This window comes from Halolactibacillus sp. JCM 19043, assembly GCF_001310395.1.
In the GTDB taxonomy this organism is placed as follows: Bacteria; Bacillota; Bacilli; order Bacillales; family Amphibacillaceae; genus Halolactibacillus; species Halolactibacillus miurensis.
This window is the reverse complement of sequence record NZ_BAXD01000021.1, coordinates 38,884-56,472: the sequence shown is the minus strand read 5'-3', so window position 1 is coordinate 56,472 and position 17,589 is coordinate 38,884. Positions and strand designations below refer to the sequence as shown.

The following is a 17,589-nucleotide window of genomic DNA, read 5'->3' as shown; positions in this document are numbered from 1 at the left end:
GTGGCCTCGTTAAATGCTGGATGTCTCCTTTTTTAGTATGATTTTAATCCTTTACTCTAATAATGAGATGGTGTGTTAACGGGAAAAAGCCAGTTGTTTCCTATGAGATTATCTGATATACTCCTTTAGGTTGTGATAAATTGCTAAGGGGTGGATGTAATGATACAAAGATATAGACGTGAACCGATGCCAAGACCTTTAGTATTGACATTTGAGTATAGTTTAGTCTTACTCGGTTCTTTTATGATTGCGATTGGCTTTAATTTATTTTTACTACCGAATCAAGTCGCCTCTGGTGCGTTGCCGGTATTAGTACGATTTTGAATAGTGTCTTTGGCTATAGTCCAGAAATTGTCCAGTGGGCGATTAATATCCCGCTGTTTGTCTTAGGGATTTTTATTTTAGGTAAAAACTTTGGGATGAAACATTTGTTGGTACGGTCGCTGTTCCGTTTTTTGTTGGTGTGAGTAGCGCCTGGCCAGCAGCGACACCGGATCCATTACTCGGCGCGATTTTTGGTGGCATGGCTTGTGGTGTCGGAATCGGCATTGTCTTTCGCGGGAAAGGATCGACTGGTGGTATTGATTTAGCGGCACAGATCTTACATAAATATGTGCCCCTTCCTTTTGGTATTTGTATAGCTCTTTTTGATGGGGTAATCGTTTTAACAGCTACATTTGTCTTTTCGGTTGAACAAGGGTTATACGCATTAATCGGACTTTTTGTTACGAGTCGAACGATTGATTTAGTCCAAGTTGGACTGAATAGTTCGAAGAACTTAATGATTATTACTGATCATGTGGAACCAGTGAGAGAAGCTTTACTTAATCAAGTTGACCGAGGTGTCACTGTCTGGCAAGCAGAAGGCGGTTATACAAAAGAAGAACGCCGCATGATTATGTGTGTGGTGAATCAAAATGAATTTAGTCGTACGTCACAAATTATTAAATTGATTGATCCTAAAGCTTTCATTGTCGTCATGAATGCTAGTGAAGTGATTGGTGAAGGCTTCACGAAGCATTAATCAAATAATATCAAAACCTCTTTCAACCGTTATTAGGTTAAAAGAGGTTTTTTTAATAAAAGAAACTAAAACACTTATTATATTAGGTGTTTTAACTAAAATAGTCTCTTCCCCCCCTTACTTCTAGGATTCGGAAATTTATTGAAGGAAATGAAATCAAACTGTAACATTATAAAGGTAAAAAAATGGCGGATGAAATGTTATAATAGTAAAGCATGAGCAAATATGTCACAAAAACAGGTGAATTGTTTGCTTAATCAAACATAGTAAAGGTGATTGGATAATTATGATAAAAATGAAAGACATTCGAAAAACATATCCAAATGGTGTACAAGCCTTAAATGGCATAACGATAGATATCGACCTCGGCGAATTTGTTTATTTAGTTGGGCAAAGTGGTGCCGGGAAATCAACATTCATTAAAATCATCTTCGGAGATGAGAAAGCAACATCGGGTGATGTGCAAGTCGCCGGACATGATGTTGTCAATATGAAGCGTAAAGAAATCCCTTACTTACGACGGGATATTGGCGTCGTCTTTCAAGATTTCAAACTCTTACCGACCATGACTGTTTATGAAAATGTTGCTTTTGCGTTAGAAGTTGTAGAAGAAACACCAAAAAATATTCGTAAACGTGTGATGGAAGTTCTTGACCAAGTGGGACTTAAAAATAAGGCAAGGTTTATTCCGGATGAACTCTCTGGTGGCGAACAACAACGGGTCGCGATCGCAAGAGCTATTGCCAATTATCCGAAATTACTCATTGCTGATGAGCCTACGGGTAACTTAGATCCAGATACATCGTGGGAAATTATGAAAATATTAGAAGAAATTAATGCAGCAGGAACGACCATTATTATGGCAACCCACAGTAAAGAAATTGTGAATACAATTAAACGACGTGTTATCGCTATTGAAGGCGGTATGATTGTGCGTGACCAGCATCGAGGTGATTACGGCTATGAGAGCTAGAACTTTTAAACGACATATTAGAGAAGGACTTAAAAATACTTGGCGTAACAGTTGGATGACGTTAGCTTCAGTTGGGGCCGTTACGACAACGCTAATTTTAGTTGGTGCTTTTTTAGTCTTATTGTTAAATATTAACCATATTGCAGAAAATCTCGAAGAAGATGTAGAAATTAAAGTGCTTGTCGATTTAACGGCGAATGAGGCAGAAACAGCCTCTGTTGGAGACGAACTTGAACGGCTCGATAATGTAAAGAGCGTCACGTTTTCAACTCGAGAAGAAGAACTTGAACGATTAATGTCAGGTTTAGGGGATGAGGGAGATATCTTCGGTCTACAAGACCAAGAGAATCCGTTAAACGATGCTTATATTATAAAACTTGACGATCCAACCCAAACCGTCGCAATGGCACAAGAAATTGAAAGCTTTGACCATGTTGAAGATGTCAATTATGGTGAGGATTTTGTGCAAAACCTCTTTGACTTTAATGCCTATGCAAGAAACATTGGTCTAGTATTAATTGTAGCCTTGCTCTTTACCGCGATTTTCCTTATTTCTAATACGATTAAGATTACCATCTTTGCAAGACGTAAAGAAATTGAAATCATGCAGCTTGTTGGTGCGACGAAATGGTTTATTCGTTGGCCATTCTTCGTAGAAGGTATGCTACTCGGAGTATTAGGTAGTGTTATACCGATCAGTCTTTTGATTGGTGGCTATTACTATTTAGATCAAAACATGAGCGTCGTTCAACAATTTGATTTTATCACGCTTCTCCCTTTCTCACCATTTGTTTGGCAAGTATCGGGTGTCATCATCCTCATTGGTGTCGTCATCGGTATATGGGGTAGTGTGATGAGTGTACGGAAATTCTTAAAAGTGTAACGAGAAATGCAGATGGCGCTGTTATAGCGCCATCATTCTATAAAAATTAGAAAGAAGGAGTTGGCAAAATGAAAAAGATATTGGCATACATATTTATTTCTGTTTTGATGGTGAATATGGTTGTTCCTCTCTCACAGCCTGTGGTAGCTCAATCGATTAATGAATTAAAGCAGGAACTTGAGGCGTTAGAAGAAGAACGTCAAAACATAAATAGCAATGCGAGTGACGCTGAAGAAAAGATAAAAGAAAATGAAGCGCGTCAACAACAAGTAAAAGCGAAAATTGCGGAATTAGATGAAGATTTAGCCGTCACAGCCGATCAACTAGAGACCAAAGAAAATGAAATCACTGTCACTGAAAATGAGATTTCAACGATTCAAACGAACATAACAACAACTGAAAATGATATTACTGAAACAGAAGCAGAAATCGTTCAATTAAACGAAGAAATTGAAGATTTAATGAAGCGTATTGATGAGCGACAGGAATTAATTAGTTCGCGTCTTCGTTCGATGCAACGCACCGGTGGAAATGCAACATACCTAGAGCTCGTCTTTAGTGCGCAAAGTTTTAGTGATTTTATCTCCCGATTAACAGCAGTATCGAAGATTTTAGATTCAGATAAAAATATTATGGAAATACAAAAACAAGATAAATTAGATTTAGAAACAAAACGGGTAGAAGTTGAAACGAAAAAGGCCGACTTAGAAACAAAACGAACAGAATTAACAGCGGCTAAAGAAGAGTTAGAGTCGAAAAAAGCGACACTTGTTTCTCAAAGACAAGAACTTGCACAAATCCAAGAACAATTAAACATTCAGCGTGCCAATCAATCTGACTTAATGGTACAGTTAGAAGAGGAACATGCTGAGTTAGAAGAATATAAAGTCACATTAGCTGACCAACAAGAAATTAAACGTAAGGAAGCAGCAGCCATTCAACAAGCTATTAAAAATGCTGAAGAACAAGCTAAAAAAGAAGAACAGTTAAGTCAAGAGGATGGTAATTCAGCAAGTGCGGGTTCACCTGATTCAGGATCATCTGGCGGTGGGACACTCTTTTGGCCAGCTTCTACTCGCCGTGTGACATCACCCTTTAATCCAAACCGTGTGCACCCGGTTACCGGTGTCGTAAAACCACACCGAGGAATGGATATTGCCGCACCAGGTACACAACAAATTTATGCCGCAGCTGATGGTGTGGTTGTGGATACGTATACCGAATATGACGGACGCATGAATGGATATGGTGATGCGATTCTATTAACGCACTATATCGACATAGATGGTGATGGTGATAAAGAACAAGTATCCACGCTATATGCTCACTTGCGTTCAGGTACAACGCGTGTAAGCCCTGGACAATCAGTCTCAAGAGGCCAACAGATTGCGCTTATGGGGAATACGGGTATCGGAACCGGTCAACACTTACACTTTGAAGTTCATCTAGGGGGTTGGGCGCATGCGAATGCCGTTAACCCAGCCAATTACTTGTATTAAGTTAAAATAACCTCATCAAATATTGATGGATTATGATTTGAGGCATCACGCGACAGGCGTGGTGCCCTTTTAATATCGTACTAGCAAAAAATATGTTAGACTTAGTAAAGTAAACGCTTAGTTAAACAAATGTTAAAGATGTGGAGTGGTCAGGGTTGCGTATGAAAAAAAGTGTTCTTATGATGTTATTAATTGCTGCTTTAGTTTTAGGTGGTGGCATAAGCTATGCGGTAACTGAATGGGTATTGGTCGATGAAAGTAAGACAACACCGTCAGGAATCACAGAAGAACGTTATGAAGAGATGTTAAATGAGTTATCAGATTCCGTTCAGCTACCGAAAGTTGTACAAGCTTTTAATCAAATTCAGTCGAATTATATTGAAGATATTACCGAACAACAACTCATAGAAGGTGCCATTAGCGGTATGCTTGAGAGTTTGGGTGATCCTTACAGTGAGTACTTAGATGTTGAAACGATGGAAGCTTTCAATGAACAAATCGAAGCCTCTTTTGAAGGCATTGGGGCAGAAGTCAGCATGATCAATGGCGTTGTGACGATTGTGTCACCTTTAAAGGATTCTCCCGCTGAAAAGGCAGGTTTACGTCCAAACGATCAAGTTGTGACTATTGAAGGTGAGTCGACAGAAGGTTTGGATTTACTTGAAGCGGTCTCAAAAATACGTGGAGAAAAAGGAACAGAAGTTAAGATTGAAGTGAGACGTCAAAACTCTGATCAACTCATTCCGTTCACTATTACTCGAGATACAATTCCTTTAGAAACGGTCTATAGTGACGTGATTGAACAGAATGACGAACAGCTTGGTTATATTGAAATAACGAACTTTTCAGAGACAACCGCTACACGATTTAAAGAAGAATTAACGACGTTTGAATCGAAGGGTATTGATGGATTAATCATTGATGTCCGCGGGAATCCAGGTGGTTTATTAGATGTTGTTCAAGAAATCTTGCGGGAATTTATCCCAAGTGATCGACCGTATATGCAAGTAGAAGATGGTAACGGGGAAAGAGAACGCTTCTTTTCAAATACTGAGGCAGAAAAACCCTATCCCGTGACAGTGTTAATTGATGAAGGGAGTGCTTCTGCTTCTGAAATTTTGGCGGTGTCATTAAAAGAAGCCATTCATGCGAATATTGTCGGTCAGAGAGCTTTGGTAAAGGCACGGTTCAAACGACATTGGATATGGGCGATGGCAGTTCACTTAAGCTAACAATTTTAAAATGGTTATCTGCCGAAGGGACGTCGATTCATGAAGTTGGTGTAGAGCCGACAGTGGCAGTTAAGCAACCCGATTATTATTACTCATCACCTATCGTTCTTGATGAGACTGTAAAAGTGGACGCCGTCTCGACTAACGTAAGATTTATGCAAGAAATGCTAAAAGGTCTGGGCTATGATATTGACCGGACGGACGGTTATTTCTCTAGCGAGACTGCTTCCACGTTAAAAGCTTTTCAAGATGATCAAGGGTTATCAGTGACAGGAGACCTCAATCAAGAAACAGCTGAGCGGCTTCAAGGTGAAATTATACAGCGCATTCGTGATGGAAAGGACGATCGACAAAAAGAAGAAGCGATTGATATCACAAGACAACAAGCACAAACAAATGAATAAAGCTTAATTAAGAGCCCCTGTCTCATCGATAGGGGCTCATTTGTTAGTAATATTTTAATTGGGAATCATATCCGTGCTTTAAAATATGATATAGTAGAAGTGGAGAATTTATAAATGGTCTGTTGTTGAATAGCATGCCGTATAGATATTTTTAACTGTAAAAGGAGTGAGTGAGCCACGTGGAAGTTATCATCATTGAAGTATTAAAGGGGATTGCTGGTTTTTTATTAACCCATTATTTTATTGGTTTTTTATTCTAATATACATATCCTCAACTAAAAGAGTGGAAAAGGAACGGTTAACATTTGGTTATAAAGTATTTCCAACGCTAGATGAGTGGTACGGCTTAAAGCGCATTGGATTAATTTTGAGCGTCTTACTTTCCTTGCTTTTTATTGGCTTAGGTATCTTTTTACCGCCATTGATGATCGGTTTACTCATCATCTTTTCACTGCTCTTTTCGTTCACTGGCAAATTTAGCTGGCTTAATAGTGTTTATATCTTTGGCGCAAGTAGTTTAACTTTATTGTTTTATCCCTATTATGAAAGTTACTTACCTGATTTACTCAAAGTGACGTTAACCCTTGATCATTGGATTATTTTCACGATTTTAATGGGCATATTTATTCTAGCGGAAGCCTTTCTTTTAACGCGTACGCGTGATGATCAAACGTTCCCGGAGCGTTTTATTGGATCGCGTGGAAAGCAAGTGGGGCAACACCGGATTAAAAAACTGGCGCTGCTTCCCTTACTGTTTATTTGGCCAATTGGTGACCTTGATATCTTCTTCCAGTATTGGCCGGTCTTTGATTATCAAGGAGAAAGTTACGGTTTAATTTTCTTTCCATTACTATTAGGACTTGAGCATGTCATTCGTACGCAACGACCAAAGGTGTTTAGTCAGTGGTTACTTAAACGTTTAACGCTATTAGGCTTAATCGTTATCGGATTTAGTTTATTGGGATTTCTTTATGCGCCATTTATTCTTTTAAGTATCATTGTTGGCCTGATTGGCCGGGAAATTTTGCTTTTTATGACAAGGCAACATGAAGCCAATCATACGTCTTTATATAGTCCCTCTGCACAAGGATTAAAAGTACTAGCGTCCATCCTTTCTCACCTGCGAGTGACATGGGCATTGAAATTGGAGAAGTCATTACTAAAGTGAATGGTCATCGAGTGTCTAACGGTGATGAGTTTTATGAAGCTCTTCAATCTAATTTAGCTTTTTGTAAGATAGAAATTTATAACCTTGATGGTGAGATTCGCTTTACACAACGTGCCTATTATGAAGGAGATCATCACCAACTCGGTTTAGTATTTGTCGAAGGTTGATAAGTTTGAACACAAACTGTTACTAACCCCTCCTATAATCTTTGAATTTGAGGGAGAGGTTCACGCATATACTGTCACACAAAACAGCCACTAGCGGCTGTTTTTGTGTGAGCTGAAGGTTGGTGGATGATTATAGACATCAAAGAAAATTTATAACTCAGATTCAACAGATAACAGTGAGAGGATATCGTCTTTTGATAACGAGGAAAGTAATGTTTCCCCTGGTTCAATCACTTCATTGACTAATGCCCGCTTTTTTTGCTGGAGGTTAAAGATTTTTTCTTCAATCGTTCCCTCAGTGATTAAGCGGATCACTTCTACTTTCTTTGTTTGTCCAATCCGGTGTGCCCGTCCGGCTGCTTGCTGTTCAACGGCAGGATTCCACCATAAGTCAAATAAGATGACCGTATCCGCGCCGGTGAGGTTAAGTCCAGTCCCACCCGCTTTTAAAGAAATAAGAAACAGATCTTTTGCCCCGTCATTGAACTGATCGACTTTTTCTAACCGTTCCATTGACGGGGTTTGTCCATCAAGATAAAAGTGAGTTATTCCAAGGTCTTCAAGTTCATTAGCGATTATTTTCAACATACTTGGAAACTGTGAAAATAATAGGACGCGGCGATTTTCTTCTTTTAGCTGTGTTAATAATATTTTCAATAAATCAAGCTTCCCTGAGTCACCCGTATAATTTTCTAAAAATAGACTAGGATGACAACAAATTTGTCTTAATCGGGTTAAGCCAGATAAAATATCAAGTTTATTTTCATTAAAGGGCGTCTTATTTAATGTATCTTTTATTTTATTGACATAAGATAGGTACACTTGTTTTTGATCACGTGTTAAATCGGTGTATTTCTCGTATTCGAACTTTTCTGGTAAGTCAGTAAGGACATCGGTTTTTAAACGACGTAAAATAAATGGTCGGACCATCTGTTTGATTGCGGCTGTGTCTAGGGATAGAAAATATTTCTTTGTCCCTAAGAAACCAGGAGAGAGCGTTTGGAAAATAGACCATAACTCTTCTAACCGATTTTCAATGGGCGTTCCGCTAAGGGCGAATCTGTGCGTCGCCGTGATGGCTCTGGCAGCTTTTGCTGTTTGGGTTAAGTGGTTTTTAATCGCTTGTGCTTCGTCTAAAATAAAGTGAGTGAACGTCATCGTTTGATATAAATCACTATCCTGACGTAGTAATGGATAAGAAGTAATCCATACATCACTTGGTTGTTCAATTTGTTTCTTTCGTTCTTGTTGATTCCCACTGACCACTTGAACCGTTAAAGTTGGAGCAAAGCGTTCGAATTCTTTCTTCCAGTTATAGATGAGTGAAGAAGGGGCAACGATTAAACTTTTTGTTTCGTGTTTTTCTTCATAGTCACTCAATATATAGGTGATCGTTTGTAATGTTTTACCTAACCCCATTTCATCAGCTAAGATACCGCCTAAATGATACGCACTCAACGTTTTAAACCACTGGTAACCGACATGTTGATAGTCCCGCAGCTTGGCTTCGATATGAGGTAAAGGATACGTTGTGTTCTGAGCCACTTGTAAATCCATAATTAAAGTGTCAAAGGTTGCTTCATAAGCGGTCGTATCACGGAAATAATCATCAACGACAGTCGCGTGTACTGGACTTAAATGAAGGCCATCCTTTTTAACATCACTTTTTTTCAATTTTAACGAAGCAGCAAAAGCTTTAAATTGTTCGAACGCCTCACTCTCTAAATCAACAAGTGGTCCTTGTTTCGGACGAAAATAGCGTTTTTTTTCAATCAATGCTTTCATTAATTCATGAACGTCTTGCTCATTTATTCCATTGATATCAAAATCAATGGATAAGACGTTTAAACGGTCATCAAATCGAATCGAGGGGTCAAATTGAATCGCTTCATCATTGACCATGGCTTTTAGTTGATCTGATAAATAGACGTGATATTTTTCTTTTAACTCAGGCACAACGTCTAAAAGAAAGTCATAGATTTTATCCACATGAAAGAGTTGAAAACGCTGATTGATATATTGGAAGCCGAACTGTCGTAATTGTTCAATCACTATCTCTTCTCCCTTAATATCACGCACAATAATTTGATCAGTGTCTTTTAATGACTGATTAAAAGAAAAGCGGAAATCACCATATTGATAGTCGACAGTCACACCGAGTGATTCACCGATGAACTCTAAATAAATATGGACAAGAAGCGGTGCTTCATATAATTTTGATTTGACATTATCCGTCATAGTAACCGTGCCGATGGCTTCAAGCATTGGCAATACAAACGTTAAAAAGCTTTGGAAATCGCTTGGTGAAAGACTGAGTTGTTGTGATAAGTGTCTGGGCATTTCTTTCATAATTTTATCTACAATAGTCTTTTGTTGGTCGGATAACGTGTAAATACTGGATTGCTTGATAAAGACTTGATAATAAGGTGAATAGCGATAACTTAAAAAATCATCAAAGGAAATCACCTGGCTCTCTGTCTCAGTATCAATGGTGAACTCAATGCGATGGTCTAGCGGTAAGAGTGATAATTCGCTGTACTCTTTTTGTGTATCTGATTTAAAGGTTAATGGTTGTGTCATTAATAACGTGAATAATTCTTCAAATAAATAAGGCGGAACAATCATCAAACGCTGTTGTTGTTCAGCGTATAAGTCTTTATAGGCGCGCTCGTTCGTAAGGGCATATTTTAGTAAATGTAAAATTCTTTGGTCTGTTTCTTGAAATTGATGTTGTTTTGGTGAATATGAAAATTTATCGGTAATTTGATAGGATTGTTTGTAATATACCGCTTCGATAAAATCGCGCAAATCCTTCACAATAAATGGTTTGGCATCACCGACATACAACCCAATGACAAACCGCTTATCATCAGTAAAAGATGGACTCACTTCATTTAAGAGATAGTGAACGCGTAACGTGTGTTTTTCTTTAGGAATAACCGGTTCTTTAAAAGCATCCAATAACCGTAAGGAGAAAGGATCACTTTTTTTTAGCCTCGGGTACGTTTGCTTCTAAATGCGGTTGTTGATGCTTACTGATGGCCAGTAACACCGCAGCAATGTGCTTACACGTCCCGTGCGTATGAAACGCAGGACACGTACAACGCGTTTCTAAATCATCGTCATCATAGACGAAGATATTGACATGGAAGGTTTCGCTGCCTCTGACATCAGCTTTCCACATGTTAATCGCTTGATTGTAACTTAAATGATTCACACGTCCTTTTTTATAGTAATCCAGACCACGACGGTAGAACCGTTGGCCTGTTAATGTCATAATTTCTTTTGGTTCAAAAATCATCCGTGGCATAGAAAAACCCCTTTTAAAAAATGCTATCTTATTATTATAACAAAGATTAAGCGTAAAGAGCAGAACTTACGACAATAGTCATTGACTTTTTTTCGTGTTTTGTGCTACTTTCATTAACAGAGTGACAAGAAATCGAACGTGTGAGGGGTAAAAACATGTAAAGGCAATAGACTTAATGAAGAGTAATGACGGTAAAGATGAAATGATGATAAAATTTTTCTCAGCTATAAATTTTCTTAGGTGTGTATATTACCCCCTTTAAAAACGAATAGACTGTTAAGAGAGAAGGAAATGAAATGAGTATTAAAGAAGAAAAAGATATGCGTAAAACGTTTGCGATTATTTCCCACCCAGATGCGGGTAAAACGACCATGACTGAAAAACTACTCATGTTTGGTAATTTAATTAGAGAAGCTGGGACCGTAAAAGGAAAAAAATCAGGAAAATTTGCGACAAGTGACTGGATGGAAATCGAAAAGCAACGTGGGATTTCAGTCACCTCTAGTGTAATGAATTTTCCTTATAAAGACTATAAAGTTAATATCCTTGATACCCCAGGGCACGAAGACTTCAGTGAAGATACGTACCGGACATTAACGGCGGTGGATAGCGTAGTCATGATTATTGATGCGACAAAAGGAATCGAAGCACAAACGATTAAATTATTTAAAGTTTGTAAAATGCGCGGAATTCCTATTTTTACATTTATCAATAAATTAGACCGTGAAGGACGTGAACCCTTTGATTTATTAGACCAAATTGAGGAAGTATTAGAAATCGAAACCTATCCGATGAACTGGCCGGTCGGTATGGGGAAACGATTCCTCGGTATTTTAGACCGTTATAACGATCAATTTGTTAAGTTTAACGGGAATGAACGTGAAAGTTTCATTCCGTTTGATGCATTACACAGTGGTGATTACAAAGACATCACCGAAGATCCAACATTTAAAGAAACAGAGGAAGAAATGTTGCTGTTAGATGAAGCGGGGGATCAGTTTAATTTAGATAAAGTATTAAAAGGTGACCAAACGCCGGTCTTCTTTGGTAGTGCGTTAGCTCCATTTGGTGTTGAGACGTTTTTTGATACCTTTATTGATTTAGCTCCAACACCGCAAGCCCGTAAAACGACAGAAGGTTTAATTGAACCAGAACAAGAACAGTTCTCAGGCTTTATCTTTAAAATTCAAGCCAATATGAATCCCGCTCACCGTGACCGAGTAGCATTCTTACGTGTTTGTTCAGGGAAGTTTGAGCGCGGTATGTCAGTCACCTTACCACGAACGGGGAAATCATTCAAATTAAATCAGACTCAACAATTCGTCGCCTCAAGTCGAGATACCGTTGACGAAGCTTATCCAGGTGATATCATTGGCATTTATGATCCAGGCGTTTACCGGATTGGGGACACACTTCTTGAAGGAAAACAAACATTTGAATATGATGAATTACCACAATTCCCACCAGAATTATTTAAGCGTGTAACCGCGAAGAACGTCATGAAATCAAAGCAGTTTAAAAAAGGTTTAGAACAGCTCGTTCAAGAAGGGGCTATCCAGCTCTTTAAGACCTATCCGATGGAAAATTATATTATTGGAGCTGTAGGTGAGTTGCAGTATCAAGTATTTGAACATCGAATGAAATATGAGTACAATGTCGATGTCATGTTCGAATCAATTGGCGAACGTATTCCGCGCTGGTTAACAGATAACCAAGTCGATACGTCACTGTTTGATGACCGGAATTTACTCGTAAAAGACCGGGAAGGAGCATTTTTAGTCTTATTTAAAAATGACTTTGCCTTGCGCTGGTTTACCGATAAACACAAAGACATTGAATTAATCGATTTATTTGAAGTCAATCAATACAATCAAGGGTAAGTTAAAGGCTTAGGAGCAACACTCCTAAGCCTTTTGGTTTGGTTTCTGGTCTAAATCATGCTTCAATAAGAAAAGCACCACAAACCATGACAGAGTTGATGATATTAAAGAATGTTTGTTCGCTTTTCGACTAATATTTGTGTATAATAGGTTTACACAAAGCGTCGGAAGGTAAACTATATAAGTGAAAAGAACGGAGGAAAGAAGATGTCTCAATCTTTTGAGCTTATCTCACAATATCAGCCCGCAGGTGATCAACCGAAGGCGATTGATGCACTTGTTAAAGGCGTCAATGAAAATAAACGCATGCAAACGTTACTCGGGGCAACAGGGACTGGTAAGACTTTTACGGTCTCGAATGTTGTCACAGAAGTAAAAAAACCAACACTCGTTATTGCGCATAATAAAACACTTGCGGGTCAACTATATAGTGAATTCAAAGAATTTTTCCCGAATAATGCAGTAGAGTATTTTGTCAGCTACTATGATTACTATCAACCAGAGGCGTACGTCCCATCAACAGATACTTTTATCGAAAAAGATGCATCGATTAATGATGAAATAGATAAATTACGCCACTCAGCAACGTCATCCTTATTTGAACGAGAGGATGTGTTAATCGTTGCGAGTGTGTCATGTATTTATGGCTTAGGTTCACCAGAAGAATATCGCTCGCAAGTCCTGAGTCTGCGTGTCGGTATGGATAAAGACCGTGACCAATTATTGCGAGAACTGGTGGATATCCAATATGCGCGTAATGATATTGATTTCCAGCGCGGCACGTTTAGAGTGAGAGGCGACTCGGTAGAGATTATTCCAGCGTCTAGAGAAGAACATTGTGTCAGAATTGAATTTTTCGGTGACGACATTGACCGGATTAGGGAAGTCGATGCTTTAACAGGTGAGATTTTAGGCGATCGTGAACATATCGCTATTTTCCCGGCTTCTCACTTTGTGACTGGTGAAGATAAATTGAAAATTGCGATGAAAAATATCGAAGCCGAAATGAAAGAACAAGTAAAGTACTTTAAAGAACACGATAAACTAATCGAAGCTCAACGCATTGAACAGAGAACCCGCTATGATTTAGAGATGATGGCGGAGATGGGCTTTTGTTCTGGGATTGAAAATTATTCACGCCACTTAACGTTGCGTGAAGCCGGATCAACGCCGTATACGCTCATCGATTACTTCCCAGATGACTTTTTGATTGTCATCGATGAGTCACATGTCACCTTGCCTCAGATCCGGGGAATGTTTAATGGTGATAAAGCGCGTAAACAAGTCCTTGTTGATCATGGTTTTAGACTGCCGTCAGCTCTTGATAACCGTCCTTTGACATTTACAGAGTTTGAAGAAAAGGCAAATCAACTCATTTTCGTCTCGGCAACACCTGGTCCATATGAATTAGAACATACACCAGAAATGGTGGAACAAATTATTAGACCTACAGGTCTGCTTGATCCATCCGTCGATATCAGACCGATTGAAGGTCAGATTGATGACTTGATCCATGAGATTAATCTCCGTGCGAAACAAAATGAACGGGTATTGATTACAACGTTAACGAAAAAAATGTCTGAGGATTTAACGGATTATTTGAAAGAGATTGGGATGAAGGTCGCTTACTTACACTCGGAAATTAAAACGCTAGAGCGGATTGAAATTATTCGTGATTTGCGGGTCGGTAAATATGACGTCTTAATTGGCATCAACTTATTACGGGAAGGAATCGATATCCCTGAAGTGTCGCTTGTCGCAATTTTAGATGCTGACAAAGAAGGTTTCTTACGTTCAGATCGGGCCCTTATCCAAACAATGGGCCGAGCGGCGCGTAATGAACATGGTCAAGTAATTATGTATGCCGATCGTGTGACAGACTCCATGCGCCGAGCCATTGATGAAACGGAACGTCGTCGTGAAAAACAGATGGCTTACAATGAAACACATGGTATTGTACCGAAAACTATTAATAAAGAAGTACGTGATGTCATCCGCGCAACGGTTGAAGCGATGGATGAAGAGACGTTACCGAAAACAAATATTGATGAGATGACAAAGAAAGAACGGGCCATCTTTATCGAACAAATGGAAGTAGAAATGAAGCAAGCAGCCAAAGACTTAAACTTTGAAAAAGCCGCAGAATTGCGTGATTTAGTCTTTGAACTGAAAGCGGAAGGATGAGTGTATTGGTGAAAAAACACATATCAATTAAGGGTGCCCGCGTGCACAACTTGAAAAATATCGATATTGATATTCCAAAAGATAAACTCGTCGTCTTAACGGGTTTATCAGGTTCAGGGAAGTCTTCACTTGCCTTTGATACGATTTATGCCGAAGGGCAACGCCGTTATGTTGAATCGCTATCAGCTTATGCGAGACAGTTTTTAGGTCAGATGGACAAACCGGATGTCGATACGATTGAAGGTCTGTCTCCAGCCATTTCAATTGATCAGAAAACGACGAGTAACAACCCGCGTTCCACGGTCGCAACCGTGACAGAAATTTATGATTACATGCGGTTATTATGGGCAAGGATTGGTCACCCGACGTGTCCGATTCATGGCGTTGAGATTGCGTCACAATCTGTTGAAGAGATTGTTGACCAAATCTTAGCACTAGAAGAACGCTCGAAATTACAACTCTTAGCACCGGTAATTTCAGGTCGTAAAGGTGAACATGTAAAAGTATTAGAAAACTTACAAAAAGAAGGATACGTTCGTCTTCGCATTGACGGCGAGATGGTAGAGATTACTGATGATATTCAATTAGAAAAGACAAAAAAGCATACCATTGAAGTTGTTGTTGACCGTATTGTCGTAAAAGAGGGGATTAAGAGCCGCTTAAGTGATTCAGTTGAAGCAGCACTTAAGCTCGGTGATGGGCAATTAATTGTTGATGTCATTGGACAGGAAGAATTACAGTTTAGTGAGCGTCATGCGTGTCCGATGTGTGGTTTTTCCATTTCAGAACTTGAACCACGACTGTTCTCATTCAACGCTCCTTACGGTGCTTGTCCAACGTGTGATGGCTTAGGACATAAAAAAGAAGTCGATGTTGATTTAGTGATTCCAGATAAGACCCTCACGTTAAATGAAGGGGCCATTCTGGCTTGGCAACCGACGAGTTCGCAGTATTACCCGCAATTACTGAAAAGCGTCTGCGATCACTATGATATTGATATGGATATACCGGTGAAAGATTTACCGAAAAAGCATATGAATAAGATTTTACATGGCAGTGGCAAAACGAAAATTCGCTTCAAATACGAGAATGATTATGGCATGAGCCGTGATACGAAAATTGAATTTGAAGGTGTATTAAATAACATTGAACGACGCTTTAAAGAAACGTCTTCTGACTATATTCGTGAGCAAATGGAAAAATATATGGCAGAGTCTGACTGTCCGACGTGTGACGGGTATCGGTTAAATGAAGAAGCACGAGCGGTGTTAATTAACCACCGTCATATTGGTGAAATTTCTAACTTGCCTGTCACTGAAGCTCGTGATTTCTTTGAGACGTTAACGTTAACCGAACAAGAAAAGCAAATCGCTAAGCTGATTCTAAAAGAGTTGGATGAACGTTTAACTTTTCTCATCAATGTTGGACTTGATTATTTAACGCTCTCTAGAAAAGCAGGGACACTCTCAGGCGGTGAAGCACAGCGTATTCGTCTTGCGACACAAATTGGGTCGGCACTGACTGGTGTCTTATATGTGCTTGATGAACCATCGATTGGTTTACACCAACGGGATAATGATCGATTAATTGGGACATTAAAAAACATGCGAGATTTAGGGAATACCCTTATTGTCGTTGAGCATGATGAAGATACGATGCTCGCAGCCGATCACCTGATTGATATAGGACCAGGTGCGGGTGAACACGGGGGAGAAATTGTTGCCCAAGGAACACCCAAGCAAGTGATGGCTAATAAGAAATCATTAACCGGGCAGTATCTATCGGGTAAAAAACAAATCCATGTCCCAAATGAGAGACGCAAGCCAGATGAACGTTGGTTACGCGTTAAAGGGGCGTCTGAAAATAACTTAAAACATGTGGATGTCGATATTCCCATTGGGGTCATGACGGGTGTGACCGGGGTATCTGGTTCCGGTAAAAGTTCGTTAATCAATCAGATTGTGCATAAAAAACTGGCTCAATTGTTAAACCGATCGAAACAACGTCCGGGAAAACATGATAAGTTAGAAGGGCACGAACATTTAGAAAAAGTGATTGATATCGATCAATCACCGATTGGCCGAACACCACGTTCAAATCCGGCGACTTACACGGGTGTCTTTGATGATATTCGTGATGTATTCGCTCAAACGAACGAAGCCAAAGTAAGGGGTTATAAAAAAGGCCGTTTTAGCTTTAACGTCAAAGGTGGACGTTGCGAAGCTTGTCGTGGCGACGGGATTATTAAAATTGAAATGCACTTCTTACCAGATGTTTATGTTCCTTGTGAAGTCTGTGATGGTAGAAGGTATAACCGGGAAACATTAGAAGTAAAATATAAAGGGAAAAATATTGCGGATGTGTTAGAGATGACAATTGAAGAAGCACTTGATTTCTTTAAAAACATTCCGAAAATTAAACGTAAGCTCCAAACAATTTATGACGTTGGACTTGGTTATGTGAGACTAGGTCAGCCAGCAACGACCCTGTCAGGTGGGGAAGCACAACGGGTGAAACTAGCTAGTGAGTTACACAAACGTTCTAACGGTAAAACACTCTATATTTTAGATGAACCGACGACAGGATTACATGTCGATGATATTTCCCGGTTATTAGAAGTATTAAATCGTTTGGTTGAAAATGGCGATACGGTTTTAATTATTGAACACAACTTAGATGTCATTAAAACATGTGATTATTTAATTGATTTAGGCCCTGAAGGGGGCGACCGCGGGGGGACAATCGTGGAAACGGGCACCCCAGAAGTCATCTGTGAACACGAGGAGTCGTACACAGGGAAATATCTAGCTCCGCTATTGGCTAAAGCAAAAAACAATAGTTAAACGATAGGTTTAAAACGGCTTA

General features: G+C 39.3%; 13 protein-coding genes and 2 pseudogenes. 13 read left to right on the top strand and 2 right to left on the bottom strand.

The window, feature by feature from the left end; all coding sequences use genetic code 11:
• The first annotated feature begins 159 nt into the window (after nt 1-159).
• The 10 genes and pseudogenes from JCM19043_RS18885 to JCM19043_RS16505 all read left to right on the top strand — a co-directional run bounded on the left by JCM19043_RS18885 (nt 160) and on the right by JCM19043_RS16505 (nt 7,350).
• On the top strand, nt 160-324 hold the full coding sequence (locus JCM19043_RS18885) for a hypothetical protein (RefSeq protein ID WP_369813845.1): 165 nt from the start codon (nt 160-162) through the stop codon (nt 322-324).
• Nucleotides 321-763, top strand: a pseudogene (locus JCM19043_RS18880) (YitT family protein); the annotation flags it as partial. The gene JCM19043_RS18885 and the pseudogene JCM19043_RS18880, both read left to right, overlap by 4 nt.
• An 18-nt stretch (nt 764-781) precedes the next feature.
• Nucleotides 782-1,024, top strand: a complete 243-nt coding sequence (locus JCM19043_RS18875; protein WP_369813847.1) for a YitT family protein — start codon at nt 782-784, stop codon at nt 1,022-1,024.
• A gap of 286 nt (nt 1,025-1,310) precedes the next feature.
• Entirely contained in the window at nt 1,311-1,997 is a 687-nt protein-coding gene (gene ftsE, locus JCM19043_RS10615; protein ID WP_062322391.1) for a cell division ATP-binding protein FtsE, read from the top strand.
• Nucleotides 1,987-2,880 (top strand): permease-like cell division protein FtsX, encoded by an 894-nt coding sequence (ftsX, locus tag JCM19043_RS10610; RefSeq protein ID WP_062322389.1) that lies wholly within the window; start codon nt 1,987-1,989, stop codon nt 2,878-2,880. The genes ftsE and ftsX overlap by 11 nt, the downstream gene beginning before the upstream one ends.
• Nucleotides 2,881-2,948: 68 nt before the next feature.
• Nucleotides 2,949-4,379 (top strand): murein hydrolase activator EnvC, encoded by a 1,431-nt coding sequence (locus JCM19043_RS10605; RefSeq protein ID WP_062322387.1) that lies wholly within the window; start codon nt 2,949-2,951, stop codon nt 4,377-4,379.
• Nucleotides 4,380-4,540: 161 nt separating this feature from the next.
• A pseudogene (locus JCM19043_RS10600) lies at nt 4,541-5,622 on the top strand (S41 family peptidase); the annotation flags it as partial.
• 144 nt (nt 5,623-5,766) lie between these two features.
• Nucleotides 5,767-6,015, top strand: a complete 249-nt coding sequence (locus JCM19043_RS18870; RefSeq protein WP_369813846.1) for a peptidoglycan-binding domain-containing protein — start codon at nt 5,767-5,769, stop codon at nt 6,013-6,015.
• Between the two features lie 283 nt (nt 6,016-6,298).
• Complete coding sequence (locus tag JCM19043_RS10595; RefSeq protein WP_062322385.1) at nt 6,299-7,183, top strand: hypothetical protein; 885 nt, start codon at nt 6,299-6,301, stop codon at nt 7,181-7,183.
• A complete protein-coding gene (locus JCM19043_RS16505; protein ID WP_156321398.1) occupies nt 7,147-7,350 on the top strand; it encodes a hypothetical protein in 204 nt (67 codons plus the stop codon). Before JCM19043_RS10595 ends, JCM19043_RS16505 begins: the two co-directional genes overlap by 37 nt.
• Nucleotides 7,351-7,500: 150 nt before the next feature.
• Here JCM19043_RS16505 and JCM19043_RS10590 read toward each other — a convergent pair whose 3' ends face one another.
• Both JCM19043_RS10590 and JCM19043_RS10585 read right to left on the bottom strand, forming a co-directional pair.
• Nucleotides 7,501-10,311 carry a DEAD/DEAH box helicase gene (locus JCM19043_RS10590; RefSeq protein ID WP_062322383.1) on the bottom strand — a complete coding sequence of 937 codons (2,811 nt, stop codon included), beginning with the start codon at nt 10,309-10,311 and terminating at the stop codon, nt 7,501-7,503.
• Between the two features lie 19 nt (nt 10,312-10,330).
• Complete coding sequence (locus JCM19043_RS10585; protein ID WP_062322381.1) at nt 10,331-10,660, bottom strand: SWIM zinc finger domain-containing protein; 330 nt, start codon at nt 10,658-10,660, stop codon at nt 10,331-10,333.
• A gap of 296 nt (nt 10,661-10,956) precedes the next feature.
• Here JCM19043_RS10585 and JCM19043_RS10580 point away from each other — a divergent pair, with 296 nt between their 5' ends.
• The 3 genes from JCM19043_RS10580 to uvrA all read left to right on the top strand — a co-directional run bounded on the left by JCM19043_RS10580 (nt 10,957) and on the right by uvrA (nt 17,567).
• Entirely contained in the window at nt 10,957-12,540 is a 1,584-nt protein-coding gene (locus tag JCM19043_RS10580; protein WP_062322379.1) for a peptide chain release factor 3, read from the top strand.
• A 207-nt stretch (nt 12,541-12,747) separates the two neighbouring features.
• Nucleotides 12,748-14,724, top strand: coding sequence for an excinuclease ABC subunit UvrB (gene uvrB, locus JCM19043_RS10575; RefSeq protein WP_062322377.1), 1,977 nt, complete (start codon nt 12,748-12,750; stop codon nt 14,722-14,724).
• Entirely contained in the window at nt 14,721-17,567 is a 2,847-nt protein-coding gene (uvrA, locus tag JCM19043_RS10570) for an excinuclease ABC subunit UvrA (protein ID WP_062322375.1), read from the top strand. The genes uvrB and uvrA overlap by 4 nt, the downstream gene beginning before the upstream one ends.
• Nucleotides 17,568-17,589: the final 22 nt, after the last annotated feature.